General features: G+C 43.4%; 15 protein-coding genes and 1 pseudogene. 6 read left to right on the plus strand and 10 right to left on the minus strand.

Annotation, left to right across the window (positions count from 1 at the left end):
• Positions 1-257: 257 nt before the first annotated feature.
• From nlpA to Q1A40_RS22325, 5 genes and pseudogenes are all read right to left on the minus strand, one after another.
• Complete coding sequence (gene nlpA / locus Q1A40_RS22305; RefSeq protein ID WP_300005837.1) at positions 258-1,076, minus strand: lipoprotein NlpA; 819 nt, start codon at positions 1,074-1,076, stop codon at positions 258-260.
• 434 nt (positions 1,077-1,510) lie between these two features.
• Positions 1,511-3,186 (minus strand): annotated as a pseudogene (locus tag Q1A40_RS22310) (carbohydrate porin).
• Positions 3,187-3,245: 59 nt separating this feature from the next.
• On the minus strand, positions 3,246-3,563 hold the full coding sequence (locus Q1A40_RS22315; protein WP_300005839.1) for a PTS lactose/cellobiose transporter subunit IIA: 318 nt from the start codon (positions 3,561-3,563) through the stop codon (positions 3,246-3,248).
• Positions 3,564-3,584: 21 nt separating this feature from the next.
• Positions 3,585-4,907 carry a PTS sugar transporter subunit IIC gene (locus Q1A40_RS22320; RefSeq protein ID WP_300005841.1) on the minus strand — a complete coding sequence of 441 codons (1,323 nt, stop codon included), beginning with the start codon at positions 4,905-4,907 and terminating at the stop codon, positions 3,585-3,587.
• 309 nt (positions 4,908-5,216) lie between these two features.
• Positions 5,217-5,531, minus strand: coding sequence for a PTS sugar transporter subunit IIB (locus Q1A40_RS22325; protein ID WP_300005843.1), 315 nt, complete (start codon positions 5,529-5,531; stop codon positions 5,217-5,219).
• A 197-nt stretch (positions 5,532-5,728) separates the two neighbouring features.
• On the opposite strand from Q1A40_RS22325, the gene Q1A40_RS22330 reads away from it, so the two are divergent.
• The 5 genes from Q1A40_RS22330 to Q1A40_RS22350 all read left to right on the plus strand — a co-directional run bounded on the left by Q1A40_RS22330 (position 5,729) and on the right by Q1A40_RS22350 (position 10,868).
• The gene (locus tag Q1A40_RS22330) at positions 5,729-6,448 is read left to right on the plus strand and encodes a GntR family transcriptional regulator (protein WP_300005846.1); all 720 of its coding nucleotides are present in this window, start codon (positions 5,729-5,731) and stop codon (positions 6,446-6,448) included.
• Positions 6,449-6,971: 523 nt separating this feature from the next.
• A complete protein-coding gene (gene bglK, locus Q1A40_RS22335; RefSeq protein WP_300005849.1) occupies positions 6,972-7,850 on the plus strand; it encodes a beta-glucoside kinase BglK in 879 nt (292 codons plus the stop codon).
• Positions 7,851-7,879: 29 nt separating this feature from the next.
• Positions 7,880-9,310 carry a 6-phospho-beta-glucosidase gene (locus Q1A40_RS22340; RefSeq protein ID WP_300005852.1) on the plus strand — a complete coding sequence of 477 codons (1,431 nt, stop codon included), beginning with the start codon at positions 7,880-7,882 and terminating at the stop codon, positions 9,308-9,310.
• A 152-nt stretch (positions 9,311-9,462) separates the two neighbouring features.
• On the plus strand, positions 9,463-10,350 hold the full coding sequence (locus tag Q1A40_RS22345) for an alpha/beta fold hydrolase (protein ID WP_300005855.1): 888 nt from the start codon (positions 9,463-9,465) through the stop codon (positions 10,348-10,350).
• Positions 10,351-10,568: 218 nt separating this feature from the next.
• The gene (locus tag Q1A40_RS22350; RefSeq protein ID WP_300005858.1) at positions 10,569-10,868 is read left to right on the plus strand and encodes a DUF1889 family protein; all 300 of its coding nucleotides are present in this window, start codon (positions 10,569-10,571) and stop codon (positions 10,866-10,868) included.
• 281 nt (positions 10,869-11,149) lie between these two features.
• Here the strand turns inward: Q1A40_RS22350 and uraH are convergent, their stop codons facing one another.
• From uraH to Q1A40_RS22365, 3 genes are all read right to left on the minus strand, one after another.
• On the minus strand, positions 11,150-11,575 hold the full coding sequence (gene uraH / locus Q1A40_RS22355; RefSeq protein WP_300005860.1) for a hydroxyisourate hydrolase: 426 nt from the start codon (positions 11,573-11,575) through the stop codon (positions 11,150-11,152).
• 141 nt (positions 11,576-11,716) lie between these two features.
• Complete coding sequence (locus Q1A40_RS22360) at positions 11,717-12,361, minus strand: LysE family translocator (protein WP_300005862.1); 645 nt, start codon at positions 12,359-12,361, stop codon at positions 11,717-11,719.
• 52 nt (positions 12,362-12,413) lie between these two features.
• Positions 12,414-13,226 carry an AraC family transcriptional regulator gene (locus Q1A40_RS22365; protein WP_300005865.1) on the minus strand — a complete coding sequence of 271 codons (813 nt, stop codon included), beginning with the start codon at positions 13,224-13,226 and terminating at the stop codon, positions 12,414-12,416.
• Positions 13,227-13,831: 605 nt separating this feature from the next.
• Here Q1A40_RS22365 and Q1A40_RS22370 point away from each other — a divergent pair.
• Entirely contained in the window at positions 13,832-14,275 is a 444-nt protein-coding gene (locus tag Q1A40_RS22370; protein WP_300005867.1) for an acetyltransferase, read from the plus strand.
• A gap of 19 nt (positions 14,276-14,294) precedes the next feature.
• On the opposite strand, the gene Q1A40_RS22375 is transcribed toward Q1A40_RS22370, so the two are convergent.
• The gene (locus Q1A40_RS22375; RefSeq protein WP_300005869.1) at positions 14,295-14,879 is read right to left on the minus strand and encodes a helix-turn-helix domain-containing protein; all 585 of its coding nucleotides are present in this window, start codon (positions 14,877-14,879) and stop codon (positions 14,295-14,297) included.
• Between the two features lie 432 nt (positions 14,880-15,311).
• Complete coding sequence (locus tag Q1A40_RS22380; protein WP_300005872.1) at positions 15,312-15,446, minus strand: hypothetical protein; 135 nt, start codon at positions 15,444-15,446, stop codon at positions 15,312-15,314.
• Positions 15,447-16,245: the final 799 nt, after the last annotated feature.

Consider the following 16,245-nt stretch of genomic DNA (forward strand, 5'->3'; position numbering starts at 1 on the left):
GTCCTGGCGCAGTTTATCGTGCTGTTCCTGCTGGTGCTGTTCCCACAACTGGTGATGGTGCCGCTTGGTTGGTTAACGTCTTAAATAAAAGAGAGAGGTGATTGTAACTGGTAAGTGTGTACTTACAATCAACCAGCTCAAACAGAGGTCCGCGCAATAGCGGGCCTCTGCCTTCTCTGAACTGCTGATATGAAATCCATTCCTTAAGGATCTGATTAGCTGCTAAGTGTGCACTCGCTAACTAATTTCTGGCAAACTTACCAGCCAGGCACCGCCCCGCCATTAAAGATAGTTTCCGCGGCTTTGGCCACTTCAGGTGACTGATAAGACGCAAGGAATTCTTTTACATTTTCGGCATCTTTATTGTTTTCTCGGGCGACGAGAATATTCACATAAGGTGAGTTTTTATCTTCAATAAAAATACTGTCTTTTACCGGCGACAAGCCCGTTTGCTGGATATAAGTGGTACTGATAATAGCAACATCGACTTTTGGGTCATCCAGTACGCGAGGTAGCTGTGCGCCTTCCAGCTCCATAATTTTAATATTATGCGGGTTCTCAATGATATCAAGGCTGGTGGGTAACAGACCTTTTCCTTCTTTCAACGTAATCAGTTTTTCTTTCTGTAATAACAACAGCGCACGACCAAGATTGGTTGGATCATTGGGAATCGCTACTGTTGCTCCATCAGGGATTTGACTGACCTGATTAAACTTTTTCGAGTAGCCAGCCATGGGGAACACAAAGGTGTTACCGACCGCGACCAGTTGATAGTTGTGGGCTTTATTATCCTGCTCAAGGAAAGGGCGGTGCTGGAAAACGTTAGCATCAAGCTCTCCCTGGTTGGTTGCATCATTAGGCAGTAGAGACCCGCTGAAACCGATCAGCTCAACCTCAAGACCATACTTCTCTTTAGCGACTTTTTTGGCAACTTCAGCTACATCCTGCTCCGCGCCATTAATCACACCGACTTTGATATGTTTACTATCACTGGCCTGTTGATCGCATCCTGCCAGCAATACGCCAGCTAACATCACCATCGCAATTTTTCTAAGGGGAGTCGCCACCAGTTTCATTTTTTTCCTTATCAGAGAGTCCAGGGGTCTGTAAAAATGACTATAACAGGATGATGAATAACATTATGAACAAAAAGGTTATTAGCAATAATAAAAAAGAATATGCTCAAGGTATTGTCTGAATCTCTTTTTAATAAATCCTGCCGAATGAGCGAACTAGGTATTTAATTCACCACCCGTAATCTTTCTTGTTGATGCAAGAACGCCATTTTGGCTTCCTACAGTAATGTTGCTGCGGTCGTTGCCGGTGAGGTGCGCTCCCAGGCGCAACGTTCGGCGGCGGCAAGTGAAATTAAGGTGTTGCAAATCTTTGACAGTTAAAAAAGAAACAAAGAAAAAAGACTGACGACTGGACAAGTTTCTCGTCTTAGTCATGACTAATAATTAAGGGGCGGCATAAAAACCGACCCTTTTACTCTCAGCCAGAAGGCGTATTACCACCAGACTTCTGCCTGTACCCCCGCCATAAACTCATTATTGCTATTGTCATTAAATTTAAAGTTCGAGAGTTCGTTATCAGTGATATTGAGATAGGTTCCGTAGAAACGAATTTCCGGACGAGAGCCTAATAAGCTTGGCCCGACTTTCAGCGCATGGTAAAGCGTGGTTTTGTAACCTGACTCTTTCAGGCTGACACCCTGTTCGGTTTTGTTTTTCTGAGTAAACCAGGCTAACTCAACACCTGTTTGGTTCCAGGTATCCCAAATCCACGCCGGGCGGATAACTGTACGGATGCTGTTGAAATCACTGTGAGCGCCACTTTCGTAGCTGTAGACATCGTTACCATGGGACCAGACCAAGGCATTGGCCATAATGATATTATCTGAAAGGTACATTTCACCCTGGGAAATCAAACGCCAGGCCTTACCATCAGTTTGCTCACCGTAGTAATAACGGCCATTCCCCATGGAGTTACTGGCTCCTGAGAAGTTAGCGAAACTACTGGCGTAGGAGTTATTCGCCACCTGTAAAGTAAACTCATTGAAGGTATCGCGCGGCAGGTTCTGGCGAATGATGGCTGTTCCCATCCAGGTATCTTTTAGCTCAAAGAAGGTATTATTACTTTCATTACTCTTCTGTGCGTCTGTTTTATTGGCAAAGGCATATTTACCCATCAAAGACAGTGAACCGTTCTCCCAGAGCGGAATGTTGCGATAACGCAGATCGACGGAGTTAGTATTCATCTGCGTTGTGCGACTAAAATCTCGTGAGTAGACATCAATATCGTTACGACTCACGGAGGCATCGAACTGACCTACGCCCAGATCCCAGTTTTGAATCCCCACGCCTGCTGCAACCTGGGTAGTGAGTGATTTCCAGTCCAGCATTTGGATTTCATATTCGGGCAGTTTGTGCTTACCTACCCAGAAATCAGCTTCCGGTGCGAAGGGCAGGAATCCACGTGTTGTCAGGAAGATATCGCTGAACTGCATAATATTTTCATTACCCGTGTCATCACCAAACCAGGCATCGTTATACTGTTCTCCGACGTTGCCATCGTAAGTGACAATAGCATTAGCGGTTTTACCGTCCTGGTTGTAGACCCGCTGATTAAGGGTTAAGTCGAACCAGCCACTCATTTCATTACCAAAACGTCCCAGTGAGCCCGCGGCATATGTTTGCGCAGAACCCCGGTTAGCGGCAGCCCAGCCGGAGCGGAAATAACCTTCATAGCTAAAGCCGATATCATCTTTGATATATGTACTGATATCTTTCATGGTGACATTTTCAACGCGTGTTTACCGCCTTCATTATTCACCACGGCAACTTTTTGCGTACTGTTGACTGGCGTTGGTGCAAATACGCTTCCGGCAACAGGATCCTCGTTTTCAATATTGTCAGCAACCGGGGCGAAGGCGGTTAGATTATCCCGGGACGTCACATACGGTGTGTTTCCCTGAGCGTTTTTCTGTAATGCCGCTACTTTTTCTTTATAAATAGTCAGTTCATTTTGTGTTTTCTTTAATTCACTTTTATTTTCTGATAATTGATTTTCAAGCATCTCCAGCCGTTGTTCTACGGTGAATTTAGCCGCCAGAGTATTTGTTGAGGATAATGCGAGAAGTACAGATAAAGATAATAAGCTAACCTTCAATTGACTTGAATACATGATAATACCCTTGATTATTATTATATGCCTTCAGCCAGAAAGGCTGAAGGCTGGTGGCGTTACTTCGGTGCTAACATCTCTTTTCTTAATGCAATAATCTCTTTTGCCAGATCCTGACATAACATGGCTGTCATCAAGTGATCCTGGGCATGGACAAGGATCAGATTGACGGTCACTTTGCCGCAACCTTCATCTTGTCCGATTAATGTGGTCTGGATCTTATGTGCTTCCCGGCAAGCGAGCTCTGATGATGCCATTAACTGGTCTGCTTCATCCCATGATTGGTTACGTGCTGCAGATATCGCTTCCATAGCATCTGAACGTGCTTGTCCGGAATAGATAAGCAGTTCCATAATGGTACTTTCATCGGCAAACATGATAATTCTCCGTAATATGATTTATTTCGCAGCCTGGGCGCTATTGACCTTATTAGCGGCAATAACGAACGGTAAATAGATTAATGTTGATACCGCCAAGCACAGGAATCCGACAATGAGCGCAAGCCAGTTTCCTCCTGTACCAAAGAAAGCGATTAACGGGCCTGGTGTGGTCCAGGGGACGGCATAAGCAATAGGCGGAATAATTTCCATTGTCACAAAGAAATAACCGATTAAGCAGTTAACAAAGGGGACGGCAATAAATGGCACGACCATAATAGGGTTTAATACAATCGGCAGACCAAAAATAACCGGCTCATTAATATTAAACAGTCCCGGAATAAAGGCCATTTTGGCGATATCACGGTAATCAGTACGGCGTGAGGCGATGAAAATAGCCAGTAACAAGCCCAGTGTCATGCCTGAGCCTCCGTAGTTGGCAAAGGCATCATTGATGCTACCCCAGGTAATAGGGTAAGGCGCTCCCCAGGTGGTTCCGTTAGTGGCAGCGAAGGAGAGGTTTTCCAGATTCGCTTCAGAGAAAATTGTTTCGCGAATAGCTGCAACCGTATTCGGGCCATGAATACCCAGTACCCAGAGAAAGTTAGCCACGACACCGAGGATCAGAACCGCGACGATATTGGTTCCCATATCTTTAAGGGGGGCCTGGATCAGGGTATAAATCAGCTCATTCAGCCCATTGGGTGAGATTTTTGTCAGCAGATAGTTCAATACTGAAAAGAAAATCATCACAAAGAAAATGGGAATCAGTACTTTAAATGACCGGGCAACCGCAGGAGGTACGGCATCGGGCATTGTGATGGTAATTTTTGGATTGCGAGACAGGCGACAGAATATTTCGCTGGTCAGCATCGCGACAATGATGGCAACAAACAAGCCTTGTGGTCCGAGATATTGCGTCGTCAAATAGGATTGACTGTCCACCATATGGTAGGGGGTATAGACCACAAAGAAGGCACCGATTGCCGTTAACCCACATAACAAATCATCTTGCTGATAACTGATCGCGATATTACGGGCGACCAGAAAGGCAATCATAATCGACATGATATTAACGGAGCCGTTCATGACCGGTGAAAAAATATTTTGTGCTTCAGCTAAATTAGGAAAAATAGTTCCCAGATGGAGCAGTGAAGCAATAAATCCATCCGGTGACAGAATGGCAAAGTTAATTAATACAATCAGTGAACTTGCCATGACTATTGGGAATGACAAGATAAATGCATCACGAATGGCCGAAACGTGTATCTGAGAATTTAATTTAATTGCGATCGGGACAAGAATTTTTTCCATGCCACGTTCAAAGGCATCCATTAAACTCATGGTGAGTCCTTTATAGTTAATATACTCATTACGCTGCTGGTTTTCAGAATGAAATGGCTTTTCTATTTCTGAAAGCAATCAGTTATTAGGAGTATGGAATTGTTATTGGATACGTGTATTTTTTATAGAGCAGTTTAATATCATAGTCATGGCAAGTTATTTCATTAATATACCCGTCATACTTCAAGTTGCCTGGGGGTTGCGCGTGTGAGGCACCTCTACAAGCAACTCGAATTATTTTGGATATAAGTTGAAAGAACTTACCTGAGTATTAAAATAGAGTTTATCTGGTACTGAACCACACGAAAATTAATGATTTTCAATCAGGTTCAGGGCTGTTTCTAATACGGATTTTCCATCCATCTGACCATACTGTTTCATATCGATAACCGCGACAGGAATTTTTCCTTGAGTGATATCTTCAATTTCCTTTTTCTGGAAGCGAACCTGAGGGCCTAACAGCACAACATCAGCTTCATTTTTCTTGATTTTCTCCTTGGCTTCAGAAATAGCGAGCGCATTAATACTGACTTCAACTTGGCTGGCACCCGCGTGTTCCTGCATACGTTTTACCAGCATACTGGTTGACATGCCTGCTGCACAGACTAAGAGTATATTTTTCATAGTTGTCTTCTCGATAGATATTGCTGTTCAGGTTGAGAAACACGTTAATGAATATCAATCTTAACATCTGCCATTTCGATCACAGTTAGTAAGCACTGAGTGGTTTAAAAACAGATATAAAAATGAACATGTGGTATGTTTGAATCCGTGAATCTATTTTAATTTACTGATTTTAAAATGAAAAAAGAGGTTCAAAAGTGGTTTACAAAGATGTCATTATCTTACTGAAAAGTAAAATTGCCAGTCCAGCCTACAATATTGGCGATATTCTCCCAACCGAAAAGGAGCTGGCTGAACTCTATAATGTCTCGCGTAATACGCTGCGAAAAGCCCTGAAAGTGCTGGAGGATGAGGAATTTATAGAGCGTCGGCATGGTTCCGGCACCTATATCAGGAATAAGCATTTTCAGACCTCTGTAACCCATATGGACAGCTTTACTGAAATTGCTAAAAAAGAGGGAAAAAAGGCCAATAGCCAGGTTTTAAGGTTTGAACTGCAAACCGCTTCTGAAGATATTGCTGGTCGTTTGCGACTGGCGGTGGGTGATCCGGTTTATTATTCTAAACGTTTACGTTTTATCGATAATATCCCGATGCAGCTAGAAGAGACTTGGATGTCGGTGAACAGGTTTCCCGATCTGACGATTAACCATATGAAACAATCTAAGTTTTCTTACATAGAAAAGCAGTGTGGTGTCCAGATAATTGGCTGTTTTGAGTCGTTCCAGCCAGTACATCCGACGCATGAAATAGCCAAACTGCTGCATATCAGCAGCCGTGATCCGATTATTAAAATGGAAACACAATCAATCGATGAGAGTAACAATCCTGTCGATTACACCATCTTGTACAACAATGCCTTCGAATTTCAGGTTAAGTATTTCTTATCAAGAAAAATGCTAACCCATGTTTCTTGAGCGAAAAATACTATCTTCCCCCATCCAAAGATGAATTATTTGCCACCGGGAGTTTATATTGTGAATGTTGATCACAATTCCCGGTTAAAAAGTGGTTCAATAAAAATCAAATAACTGCACCTCTTATCCGGAGAGGATGAAAAATCACACCTTTCTGTGACCTGAGTAATGGTGAAACAGGTTCAAAAGTTGTTCATTTCGTTAACTGTCCTGACCTTGCTTATTAGTCAGGGAATTCATTAATATTTTCCTAAACCTGACACCAGATAATTAAACCTTAAGCTAAAACCTATTAAGCTTTGTTTACTGGTAAATATACCCGTCATACTGCAAGTTGCTTGGGTGTTGCCTGCGTTCAGCCCGCCGAATCACATAGTTTACCTGTGCTCATCGACGGGCTTAACTGGGCGCCTACAAGCAACTCGAATTATCTTGGGTATAACACCAGAATGTCATTATTTTCCCTTCTTTATACGTGGAGGGGGGAATCACAAACTTATACCTGTCAGGAAGAGGTTATCGCATGAATATTGCTGCATTTGATATCGGTGGTACTGCGTTAAAGATGGGGGTTATTGCCTCTGACGGCAAGATACTGGAAAAAGGAAAAGTCGCCGTTAACGAGTGCGATGGATGTCAAATCTTGCAGGCTATTTTGCAATGGCTGGAGAGCCACCCTGGGTGTGAAGGTATTGCTATTAGTGCGCCGGGCTATGTTAATCCGCATACCGGGTTTATTGAAATGGGTGGGGCAATTCGTCGCTTTGATAATTTTGATATTAAAGGCTGGCTGCAAGAACGTACTCATCTTCCGGTTACGATTGAAAACGATGCGAACTGCGTATTACTGGCTGAGCGTTGGCAGGGGAAAGCGGCTTCTATGGCTAACTGCCTGGTGATGACCATTGGTACGGGGATAGGCGGTGCCATTCTCTGTAATAACCAGCTTGTTCATGGCGCACGCTTTCGCGCCGGAGAATTTGGTTACATGGTGACTGAACGTCCCGGGCCACGCGATATTCGCCGTTACACCATGAATGAAACCTGCACGCTGCGTATTCTGCGCCAGCACTACGCAGACTACGCCGGTCTGACATTGAGTGAAGTGACGGGGGAAGATGTCTTTTCGCTCTATGATGCCGGCAATCCTGTTTGTCAGCGACTGGTTGATGATTTTTTCAATAGCCTGGGGCTCGGGCTTTATAACCTGGTGAATCTGTTTGATCCCCAGGCGATTTTTATCGGCGGCGGTATTGTTGAACGCCCAGGATTCCTTGCACTGTTACGTAAACATCTGGCCTGGTTTGGTATTGAGCAATATATCGATACCGTCAGCTATGGCAATGATGCCGGACTCATCGGTGCGGTTTACCATTTTAATCAGCAAGCTGACCAGTCGTAGACTGGCCATCTCTCATCGAGGAACAGAATATGTCAGGATTTAAAGAAGGGTTTCTGTGGGGCGGCGCGGTTGCAGCACACCAACTGGAAGGTGGCTGGAAAGAGGGCGGAAAAGGCATCAGCGTTGCGGATGTCATGACTGCCGGCGCTCATGGTGTGCCACGCGAAATCACTGACGGTGTCATAGCCGGGAAAAATTATCCTAATCATGAAGCGATTGATTTTTACCATCGCTATAAAGAAGATATCGCTCTGTTTGCTGAGATGGGCTTCGGATGTTTCCGGACCTCTATTGCCTGGTCGCGTATTTTCCCTCTGGGTGATGAACGGGAGCCGAATGAAGCGGGTCTGCAATTTTACGACGACTTGTTTGATGAGTGTCTGAAACACGGCATCGAGCCGGTTATCACACTCTCGCATTTTGAAATGCCTTATCACTTAGTAACCGAATATGGCGGCTGGCGTAATCGTAAACTGATCGAATTCTTTGTCCGTTTTGCCAAAGTTGTTTTTGAGCGTTATCAGCACAAAGTGAAGTACTGGATGACCTTTAACGAGATCAACAACCAGGCTAACTATCATGAAGACTTTGCGCCATTCACTAACTCCGGCCTGAAATACACTGTGAACGAAGATCGTGAACCGGTGATGTATCAAGCGGCGCACTATGAGTTAGTCGCCAGCGCACTGTCCGTCAAAGCGGCGCGTGAAATCAATCCAGATTTGCTGGTGGGTTGCATGATAGCGATGTGTCCAATCTATCCTCTAACCTGTGCACCTAACGATATTATGATGGCGATGAATGCCATGCATCGTCGCTACTGGTTTACCGACGTACATGTCCGCGGTAAATATCCTCAGCATCTGCTTAACTACTTTGAACGTCGTGGTTTTGAACTCGATATCACTGAGCAGGATCTGGAAGATCTTCAGCAGGGTTGTGTCGACTATATTGGCTTTAGTTACTATATGTCATTTGCCACGAAGGCGACCGATGACAATCCGCAACTGGACTATGATGAAACCAAGAGTCTGGTAGCTAATCCGCATATTCCGAAATCCGACTGGGGATGGGCGATTGATCCTGTTGGCATCCGTTACTCTCTGAACTGGTTCTGGGATCATTATCAGCTACCACTATTCATTGTTGAAAATGGTTTCGGGGCGATCGATGTTCGTCAAGATGACGGTTCGGTAGACGATCAGTATCGTATTGACTATATGTCGACGCATATTGCAGAGATGAAAAAAGCGGTAGTTGAAGATGGCGTGGATCTGATGGGATACACTCCTTGGGGTTGTATCGATCTGGTTTCAGCGGGTACGGGGGAAATGAAAAAACGCTACGGTATGATCTACGTTGATAAAGACAACGAAGGCAATGGCACCCTGGATCGTAGCCGTAAGAAATCTTTTGACTGGTATAAGAAAGTGATTGCTTCTAATGGTGAGACCCTTTAATCAATGGGCTTACTCCCTGCTTCTGGCTGATACAGCCGGAAGCAGGAAACATAAAAACACAGAGGAATGAGTCAGTTGCCTGATAGCCAAGGTTGGCGGATAATCGTCTGCAGATAAGAATAGATTAGAAGACGCAGACGGAACCCCCCATCGTGATCGATTTTCATCACTATATTACACAAGCTAATGACTACGACGAAACCCTGACTGATAGCGCTTTGATGACGGATGGTGATGTTGCTGGCCTCAGTTATTCCCTCTATTTACAGCATGATGAGCCCGATCATGTGGTTATTGTTTATCATGGTGGTGGTGTTAATCGCGCTGCTGGCTATCACATCCTTGCCAGACAACTGGGCACTATTCCAGGAGTGGCCGTCTGCCTGGTCGATATTCGTGGCCATGGAGAATCAGTAGGTGAACGCGGAAGAGTTGAGCGTCCGGAGCGTATCTGGGAAGATGTCGATACTCTGCTGGAGGTGATAAACAAGCGCTTTCCAGAGGCACGTAAACATCTGTTAGGCCATTCCAGCGGCGCTGGCATGTTACTGAATTATCTGACCCGCTATCCGTACCAGCAGCATGCTGATAGCCTGATCATGCTGGCCCCAGAGCTGGGTCCCTTTGCCAAAATCGCTCCTGCTACGACTATCACTCAAAGCTTTGCCAAAGTCCGCCAGTGGCCCTTTATCATTAATGCCATCTGTGGTGGATTATTGTTTGGGCAGTACCCGGCTATCAGACTAAATTTTCCAGCCTCAGTACTTGAAACAACACCAGGTCTTGTCAGTAAGTACAGTGTTAATATGGCCAATGCTCTGACACCACGCCAGCCTGCCATACAGTTGGCTGAACTGCCGCTGCCAACACTCTTCTTGGCAGCAGGGCGGGACGAACTCTTTAGTGCTCAGTCATTAGCGGATTTTGCCAGCCAGCATGGGAATGTTCAGCTCGAGTTCAGATTGCTTGAAAATAGTACTCATCTCGACAGCATATTTAGTGCTTACCGGGAAATCGCTCTGTATTTAGCGGGATATTAACCGAAGGGAAATCACAGATAACAAGACTGGCTGTCGGGTAAAAATATGTCAGCCAGTAAGTATAGCACCGTCATGATGAAGCTGATAAATGTTCTGGTTGATATTATTGAATAATGGGAGGTAGGGAAGATAAATACAACGATCTCTTTGATTTCCTACTTCATATCTGGCCATATTATTAGATTATTTATTACAGAGTCAATTTTAAGGATAAGAATATGGCAGCAGTAATTGATAAAGCATTAGATTTCATTGGCGGTATGGATACCTCAGCACCAGAACCTCATTCAATGGATGAAAGTACGATTAAAGGAATGCTTAAGTATTTGAAAGAACTGGGTGTGTCTACGAATGCTTCTGAGATTACGGCACGAGGTAATCGAGACGGATGGAATACAGGTTTTATCAATAAAATCATCGACTGGGCCAACAGAATTGATTCTGGTGAGCATATTGTGATTAAAAATCCAGAGTACTTTTCTTCCTATATGCGGGAGCAGCTCAGGGCGCTTGTGTAAACGACTGAGCTATTAGCGATCGAACTAAGCGGACGCTTTACCAGACGGCGTCCTTTTTTTAATATATTTTTTGTTATTAAAAATCGTACCAAAGCAGTTATTTGTTTTCAGTGTGTTGGTAAATCATTGTCATTAAGTTATTTTTTAAAATCGCCGAATCAGAGTGTTTATCTACATTCATCGGCGATAAGCACTGCGTGTCTAATGTTAAACACAGACTCTTGGTATTGATAAAGGTTTTATCAATCATGCAGCATGGCTAATTTGTAATGACTCAAATGTTAGCTGCCGCGGTAAGTTGAATATCCATACTGGCTCATTAATAACGGCACATGATAGTGTTCGCCCGATTTTTTCACATTAATAATAACCGGAATATCAGTGAAGAGGGTGTCTTGTTTTTGAGCTGCATAGTAAGCACCTGTTTCAAACGTCACGCGATAATTACCAGGTTCAATATCTTTTCCTTCCGGATACAGCGCTGAAATACGGCCATTATCATTAGTAACCGCTGAATTCAAACGAACCCATTTATCACCTTCTCTTTTATCCAGTAATACGGTTACACCTTCTGAAGGTATACCTGTTTGCAGGTTAAGGACATGAACACTAAGGGGATTTTTAACCTCTGCGGGGGTTGCAGCAAAAGAAAATCCTGATGCTGTTACCAGTGCTAATGCCAGCGAAGATTTCAATATATTATTCATATAAATTCCAGTGATAGGCGATAAACAAGAATACCACGTTAGTCTCGATGGTCTTCAGGTGTCAACGCCAGAAAGTTAAACTTTTGTTTAATATTATTCAGAGTGAAAAGTGTGTATATGCTTATTTTTATCACGAAAATCCTATAACTTTGAAATAATTTGCCACAAAATAACACCAGAGAAAATAATTAAAATAGCACCCGCGATACGTTCAAAAAGATAAATACGTCGTTTTAAATGGTACTGAATAACAGGCAGGCCAATCCACGATACCACCAGAAGATTCCAGAGAAATACCACGCTTACCATCCATAATCCGCACAGGCTTTGCTGTAGTACCGTGACATTTGCTCCCAGCAGGCTTGTCATCAGTGCCAGATAAAACAGTGCATTCTTCGGATTCAACAAGGATGATGCCAGGCCAAGTAAAAACTGTGTCGGGATGGCTGGGCGTTGTACTGTAACAGCATTAAGTTCGATGCCTTCAGGCTGACTACGACAGAGCCTGGAACCAATCCATAACAGATAGGCGGCCCCGGCCAGTTCAATGGCGATAAATAGATGGGGCATTTCACGCAGTTCACTCCAGCCAATAACCGCCAGCAAAATATAGAGTGCATTGCCACTCGCAATACCGGCCACAATGCCGATACTGCCCGCAACCCGGTAACGCATCGCATATCCGGTTAATAAGAAAAAATCCGGGCCGGGGCTCAGAAGTGCCACAAAATGGGATATAGCCAGCAGTGGAAAGGCGGCAGGAAGTAAGCTTTGCCATATTGCCATAATTCAAACCTCAGTGAATTGTTTCTGAGGCCACTCTAAGACAACGATAAGGCTAAATATTGTCTGTTATTGATTTACTCAGGGCGTATTGTCTGGGGGTTGCTGCAGTATAACGAACAAAGGTTTTATGGAAATGGCTCTGGTCTGCAAATCCGCTGTCATTCCCGGCATCAATGATATTTTTCCCCTCTCGTAGCAGGGATTTGGCATATTCAATACGGGTGATATTTAAAAAGCTCCCTGGCGTGAGCCCGGTATCCTGTTTAAAGGTTCTTATAAGCGTTTCTTTACACAGGGATATTTCTTGAGCCAGAACATCAAGCGTAGGCGGTGACGCCGGGCTTGCGAGAAAACGTTGCTGTAATACCCGGCTTGAAGGGCGTAGCGGTAGAGTGGTGGTTGGTTGTAAACCCGGAATAGCATGCAGCAGCCTGGCGATTGCGGTTGCAATATTGCGGGTGTCATTACGCTGTATCTCACTGACAATATCCAGGTATTGCTGGAAAAGAACCGCATCCTTAATCACCGGCTGCGTACTGAACAGTGGGCATAAACTCTCCCCAAGCGTTGCCTGACACCAGTCAGCATCAAGATAGAGCATATGATAACTACGCGGTGCCAAGCCAACAGGATTACAGCTGTGTGGTGCGCCTGCATTAATGACAATAATATCCCCGACCTGTAACTGGTAGCTGCTTCCATTAATCACACAGCATGTCCCACCTTCGACAATCGCTCCCAGAGAGAGCTGGGTATGCTGATGGAGTTTGTAGGCATGCGTACTCGCCCAGGTTGAACGTAACTCCACCCAGGGAAGTTCTGAGCTACGCCAGAAAGACTGATTAATATCGCGTACCTGGGGCATGGGTATTTTCCTCTCTCATGATGCAATCTTACTGGCTGTAAACCATACAGGCTATAAACCATACAGGCTTAACGCGAGGGTAGCGAAGTGAATATTTGTTTACCTTAAATGATAAATTAGGCAAGTCAAATATATTAAAATCTGTCGATATCGAACCTGGTAACAGGGCGTAAAGGCTGAGCTTTTGAGCATTGATATAATGAATGAGTATATTGCATAAATACACAACGAGTTGAATTTGTTCGATGCTTAAAAATAATTCATCCATCCTGTATTTATATTAAAATAAAGATAGTGAAAGAAACCGCTTTTATTCTTGAAAAATTTAAAAAAGAAATCATGGTTAATCATCTTTCCCTGATTTACCGACCATACGATGTTGGCAGGCGGCTTTGAGTGTGCAGCGGAAGTTTGCGCTAAAAAGACCAGGAGCTTTGTCATAGGTGATGAGGTGGTTTAGTTTGACCAGTGTGTTAGTAGTTCTCATAAGGGGCTAAAAAATGAAATCATCATTACTATTATGAATTTAATTTCACTATAGTAAATTTAAGAGAGTTAACTTTGTACATTAACACGCAAAGAAAAGATCTCTCTAAGGTGGAAAAATGTTAAAAATCAGAATGTCACGACCGTCTGAAGCATCAGAAATTATACAGATTTGGCAGAGTTCAGTAGATGCTACGCACGATTTTCTGACAGTCCATGATCGACAGGAAATCGAAAAAGAAGTTGTCGGTTTTTTTTCAGAAACGCCTGTATGGGTTGCAACAAATCAGGATGACCAACCACTAGGATTTATGTTTTTACATGATGGTCATCTGGAAGCACTTTTTGTGGCTGCTTCAGCTCGTGGACTTGGCGTCGGCAAACAGTTGGTCTCATATGCACTAGCCCTGCACCCTGATCTCAGTGTCGATGTAAATGAACAAAACCATCAAGCTGTAGGATTTTATCAGCATATGGGTTTTCAGACTTCAGGGCGTTCGGAGCGGGATAATCAGGGGAGGCCATATCCCCTGTTGCATCTAAGCAAAGCTAATGGGATGTAGCCATTTTGACAGAGAGATATCATTGATTTTTTTGGCTAAAAGCGACGATATAAGAACAGCTCTGCTCTTTATCGGGATTGCTCATTTGATACTCGCTGGCATATGTAAGGGCAAGGCAGTCACCAGCTCGTAAATGATGGGTCCGATGATTGACTCGAAAATCAAGACTGCCACTCAGTATCCAAAGAGTTTGTCCGGAAAGATGTTCATTTGCAGAAGCGGGTATTGTCAGCTCACCCTTAGCAGGAATTTCAACTCTGATAAGTTCCGGACATGCCCCAGCCGGGGAAAGAGACCAGCGGGTAATGCCTGACTGTTTATCCGTCCAATGCTGCTGTTCATTAGCAAAGAGAACTGGCGAGTTCTGATGTAGCTCAAGTTCCGCGAAAAGTTTTGATAACGTAATATTCATCGCGTTAGCTAAACGACTGAGTATCGTTGCGCTGGGGCTGGAAGTGCCTCGTTCAACTTTGCTAATCATGGCCTGGCTGACACCCGATCGTTGAGCGAGCTCAGTTAAAGTCAGGTTGCGAGCCTTTCTGTGTTGAAGCAATAAACGTGCAATGTCGCTATCTATTATCTGATTTTTAGATGTTTTATCCATTTTCCCCCCACTTTTGGTAGCCTGATTATGCCACTGCATAAATTAGGCTGGAATAAATGATTGTATAAGTTTAATAAATCAGGCCTCCGAGAGGTGACTATCGCCTTTAAGAGCCCACGTCATCATTAGATAGTGAATTTATATCGGCCACTTCCGCTTTTGGCATAAAGCAGACACGAGTTAGCCGCGTTGAATATCCGAAGTGAGCGACATATAGACTTTCATACCCTGAAAATCAGACTATAAGGTGATCCTGGGTGTGCGCTTGCTGGTGACAAATATTGAGCGAGAATCATGCCGTGAAACCGCCTTTCTTTCGAAGAGCGTGGAATGCATTTTCTTTAATCAACGTTACACAAAAAAGTGAAAGGTAACCCAGAATAACGTCCGCAGGCACTTTTCATCCGGGGCTTTACTTTCCGGCTCGTTTAATTAGTTAACCTTACTCGCTTTCATTCCGTCATATTTGACGTTCACTTCGTGGCGTATTGCATGATGGCTTCTGTTATAACGGAAGGTTTCTTTCGTTTTTATATTGGGTTCAGGTGTTTTTAGCGTGTCAGCCATCTGCATTTCTGTAAATCGTGTTTGGTTATGTGGTTCTCTGTCAATATTGAGGTGAAAAAATAATGATGGTGATCCCGTTTCAGGGAAATGAACGCAGACATCAAACCCGCCACATCAATGAACCACTTTATGCATGACATTTCCTCACCACGCGGGGCATTAAATATTCAGGCTCAGTGATGATGAGGCGGTGTGTATTCGATCTGCCTCCCATAAACCAGAGAGTGAGAAAATATATTCAGTACAGGTTGCGTTATTAAAAAATAGATCTTGTAACGTTTCTTTAATGAGTTGTTATATTAATGTTTATTTAGTATTTTATTCCTGTGAATTGCAGTATCTTCAGTTAATAAATCCAGTTTAAGACGGGTATAATAGTATTAAAGTTTGTTTAATGTAATATTCTAGAACTAATACACTAAATAAGTTAGCAGGAGCAATTTAATGTTTGGTTAGCATATTAAAATAAGTTGAATTCGACTTTTCGTACACGTGTGAGGTGTATTGTTGGTTAATTAACACGTTATTTACAATAAAATAATTTTTAAATTAATTCTATTTAAATCAATTTGTTATCTATTTAATGGGGTGCTTTAGATCACTGTGTTCAATCAATTTTCTTGCATTAATAGATAGTGGCTATCGTAATTACGCATTTTGAATGTTTTAATCAACTTTACGCAATGTGACTATTCTGATTAAATCTACTCAACAAAAACAGACAATACTCAGGGGGGAAATATGAATGACCGACAAATTATCGATGACAGATTAAATATGTTAATGAGTGGTTATTTTA

The sequence above is a fragment of the uncultured Cedecea sp. genome (assembly GCF_947498825.1).
Lineage (GTDB): Bacteria > Pseudomonadota > Gammaproteobacteria > Enterobacterales > Enterobacteriaceae > JGM124.

Excerpts from the sequence above, each read along its gene's own strand:
- uraH (WP_300005860.1), bottom strand. The coding sequence starts at position 11,575 with ATGAATAATATATTGAAATCTTCGCTGGCATTAGCACTGGTAACAGCA.
- Q1A40_RS22360 (WP_300005862.1), bottom strand. The coding sequence starts at position 12,361 with ATGGCAATATGGCAAAGCTTACTTCCTGCCGCCTTTCCACTGCTGGCT.
- nlpA (WP_300005837.1), bottom strand. The coding sequence starts at position 1,076 with ATGAAACTGGTGGCGACTCCCCTTAGAAAAATTGCGATGGTGATGTTA.
- Q1A40_RS22320 (WP_300005841.1), bottom strand. The coding sequence starts at position 4,907 with ATGAGTTTAATGGATGCCTTTGAACGTGGCATGGAAAAAATTCTTGTC.
- Q1A40_RS22350 (WP_300005858.1), top strand. The coding sequence starts at position 10,569 with ATGGCAGCAGTAATTGATAAAGCATTAGATTTCATTGGCGGTATGGAT.
- Q1A40_RS22325 (WP_300005843.1), bottom strand. The coding sequence starts at position 5,531 with ATGAAAAATATACTCTTAGTCTGTGCAGCAGGCATGTCAACCAGTATG.
- Q1A40_RS22340 (WP_300005852.1), top strand. The coding sequence starts at position 7,880 with ATGTCAGGATTTAAAGAAGGGTTTCTGTGGGGCGGCGCGGTTGCAGCA.
- bglK (WP_300005849.1), top strand. The coding sequence starts at position 6,972 with ATGAATATTGCTGCATTTGATATCGGTGGTACTGCGTTAAAGATGGGG.
- Q1A40_RS22370 (WP_300005867.1), top strand. The coding sequence starts at position 13,832 with ATGTTAAAAATCAGAATGTCACGACCGTCTGAAGCATCAGAAATTATA.
- Q1A40_RS22380 (WP_300005872.1), bottom strand. The coding sequence starts at position 15,446 with ATGGCTGACACGCTAAAAACACCTGAACCCAATATAAAAACGAAAGAA.
- Q1A40_RS22365 (WP_300005865.1), bottom strand. The coding sequence starts at position 13,226 with ATGCCCCAGGTACGCGATATTAATCAGTCTTTCTGGCGTAGCTCAGAA.
- Q1A40_RS22375 (WP_300005869.1), bottom strand. The coding sequence starts at position 14,879 with ATGGATAAAACATCTAAAAATCAGATAATAGATAGCGACATTGCACGT.
- Q1A40_RS22315 (WP_300005839.1), bottom strand. The coding sequence starts at position 3,563 with ATGTTTGCCGATGAAAGTACCATTATGGAACTGCTTATCTATTCCGGA.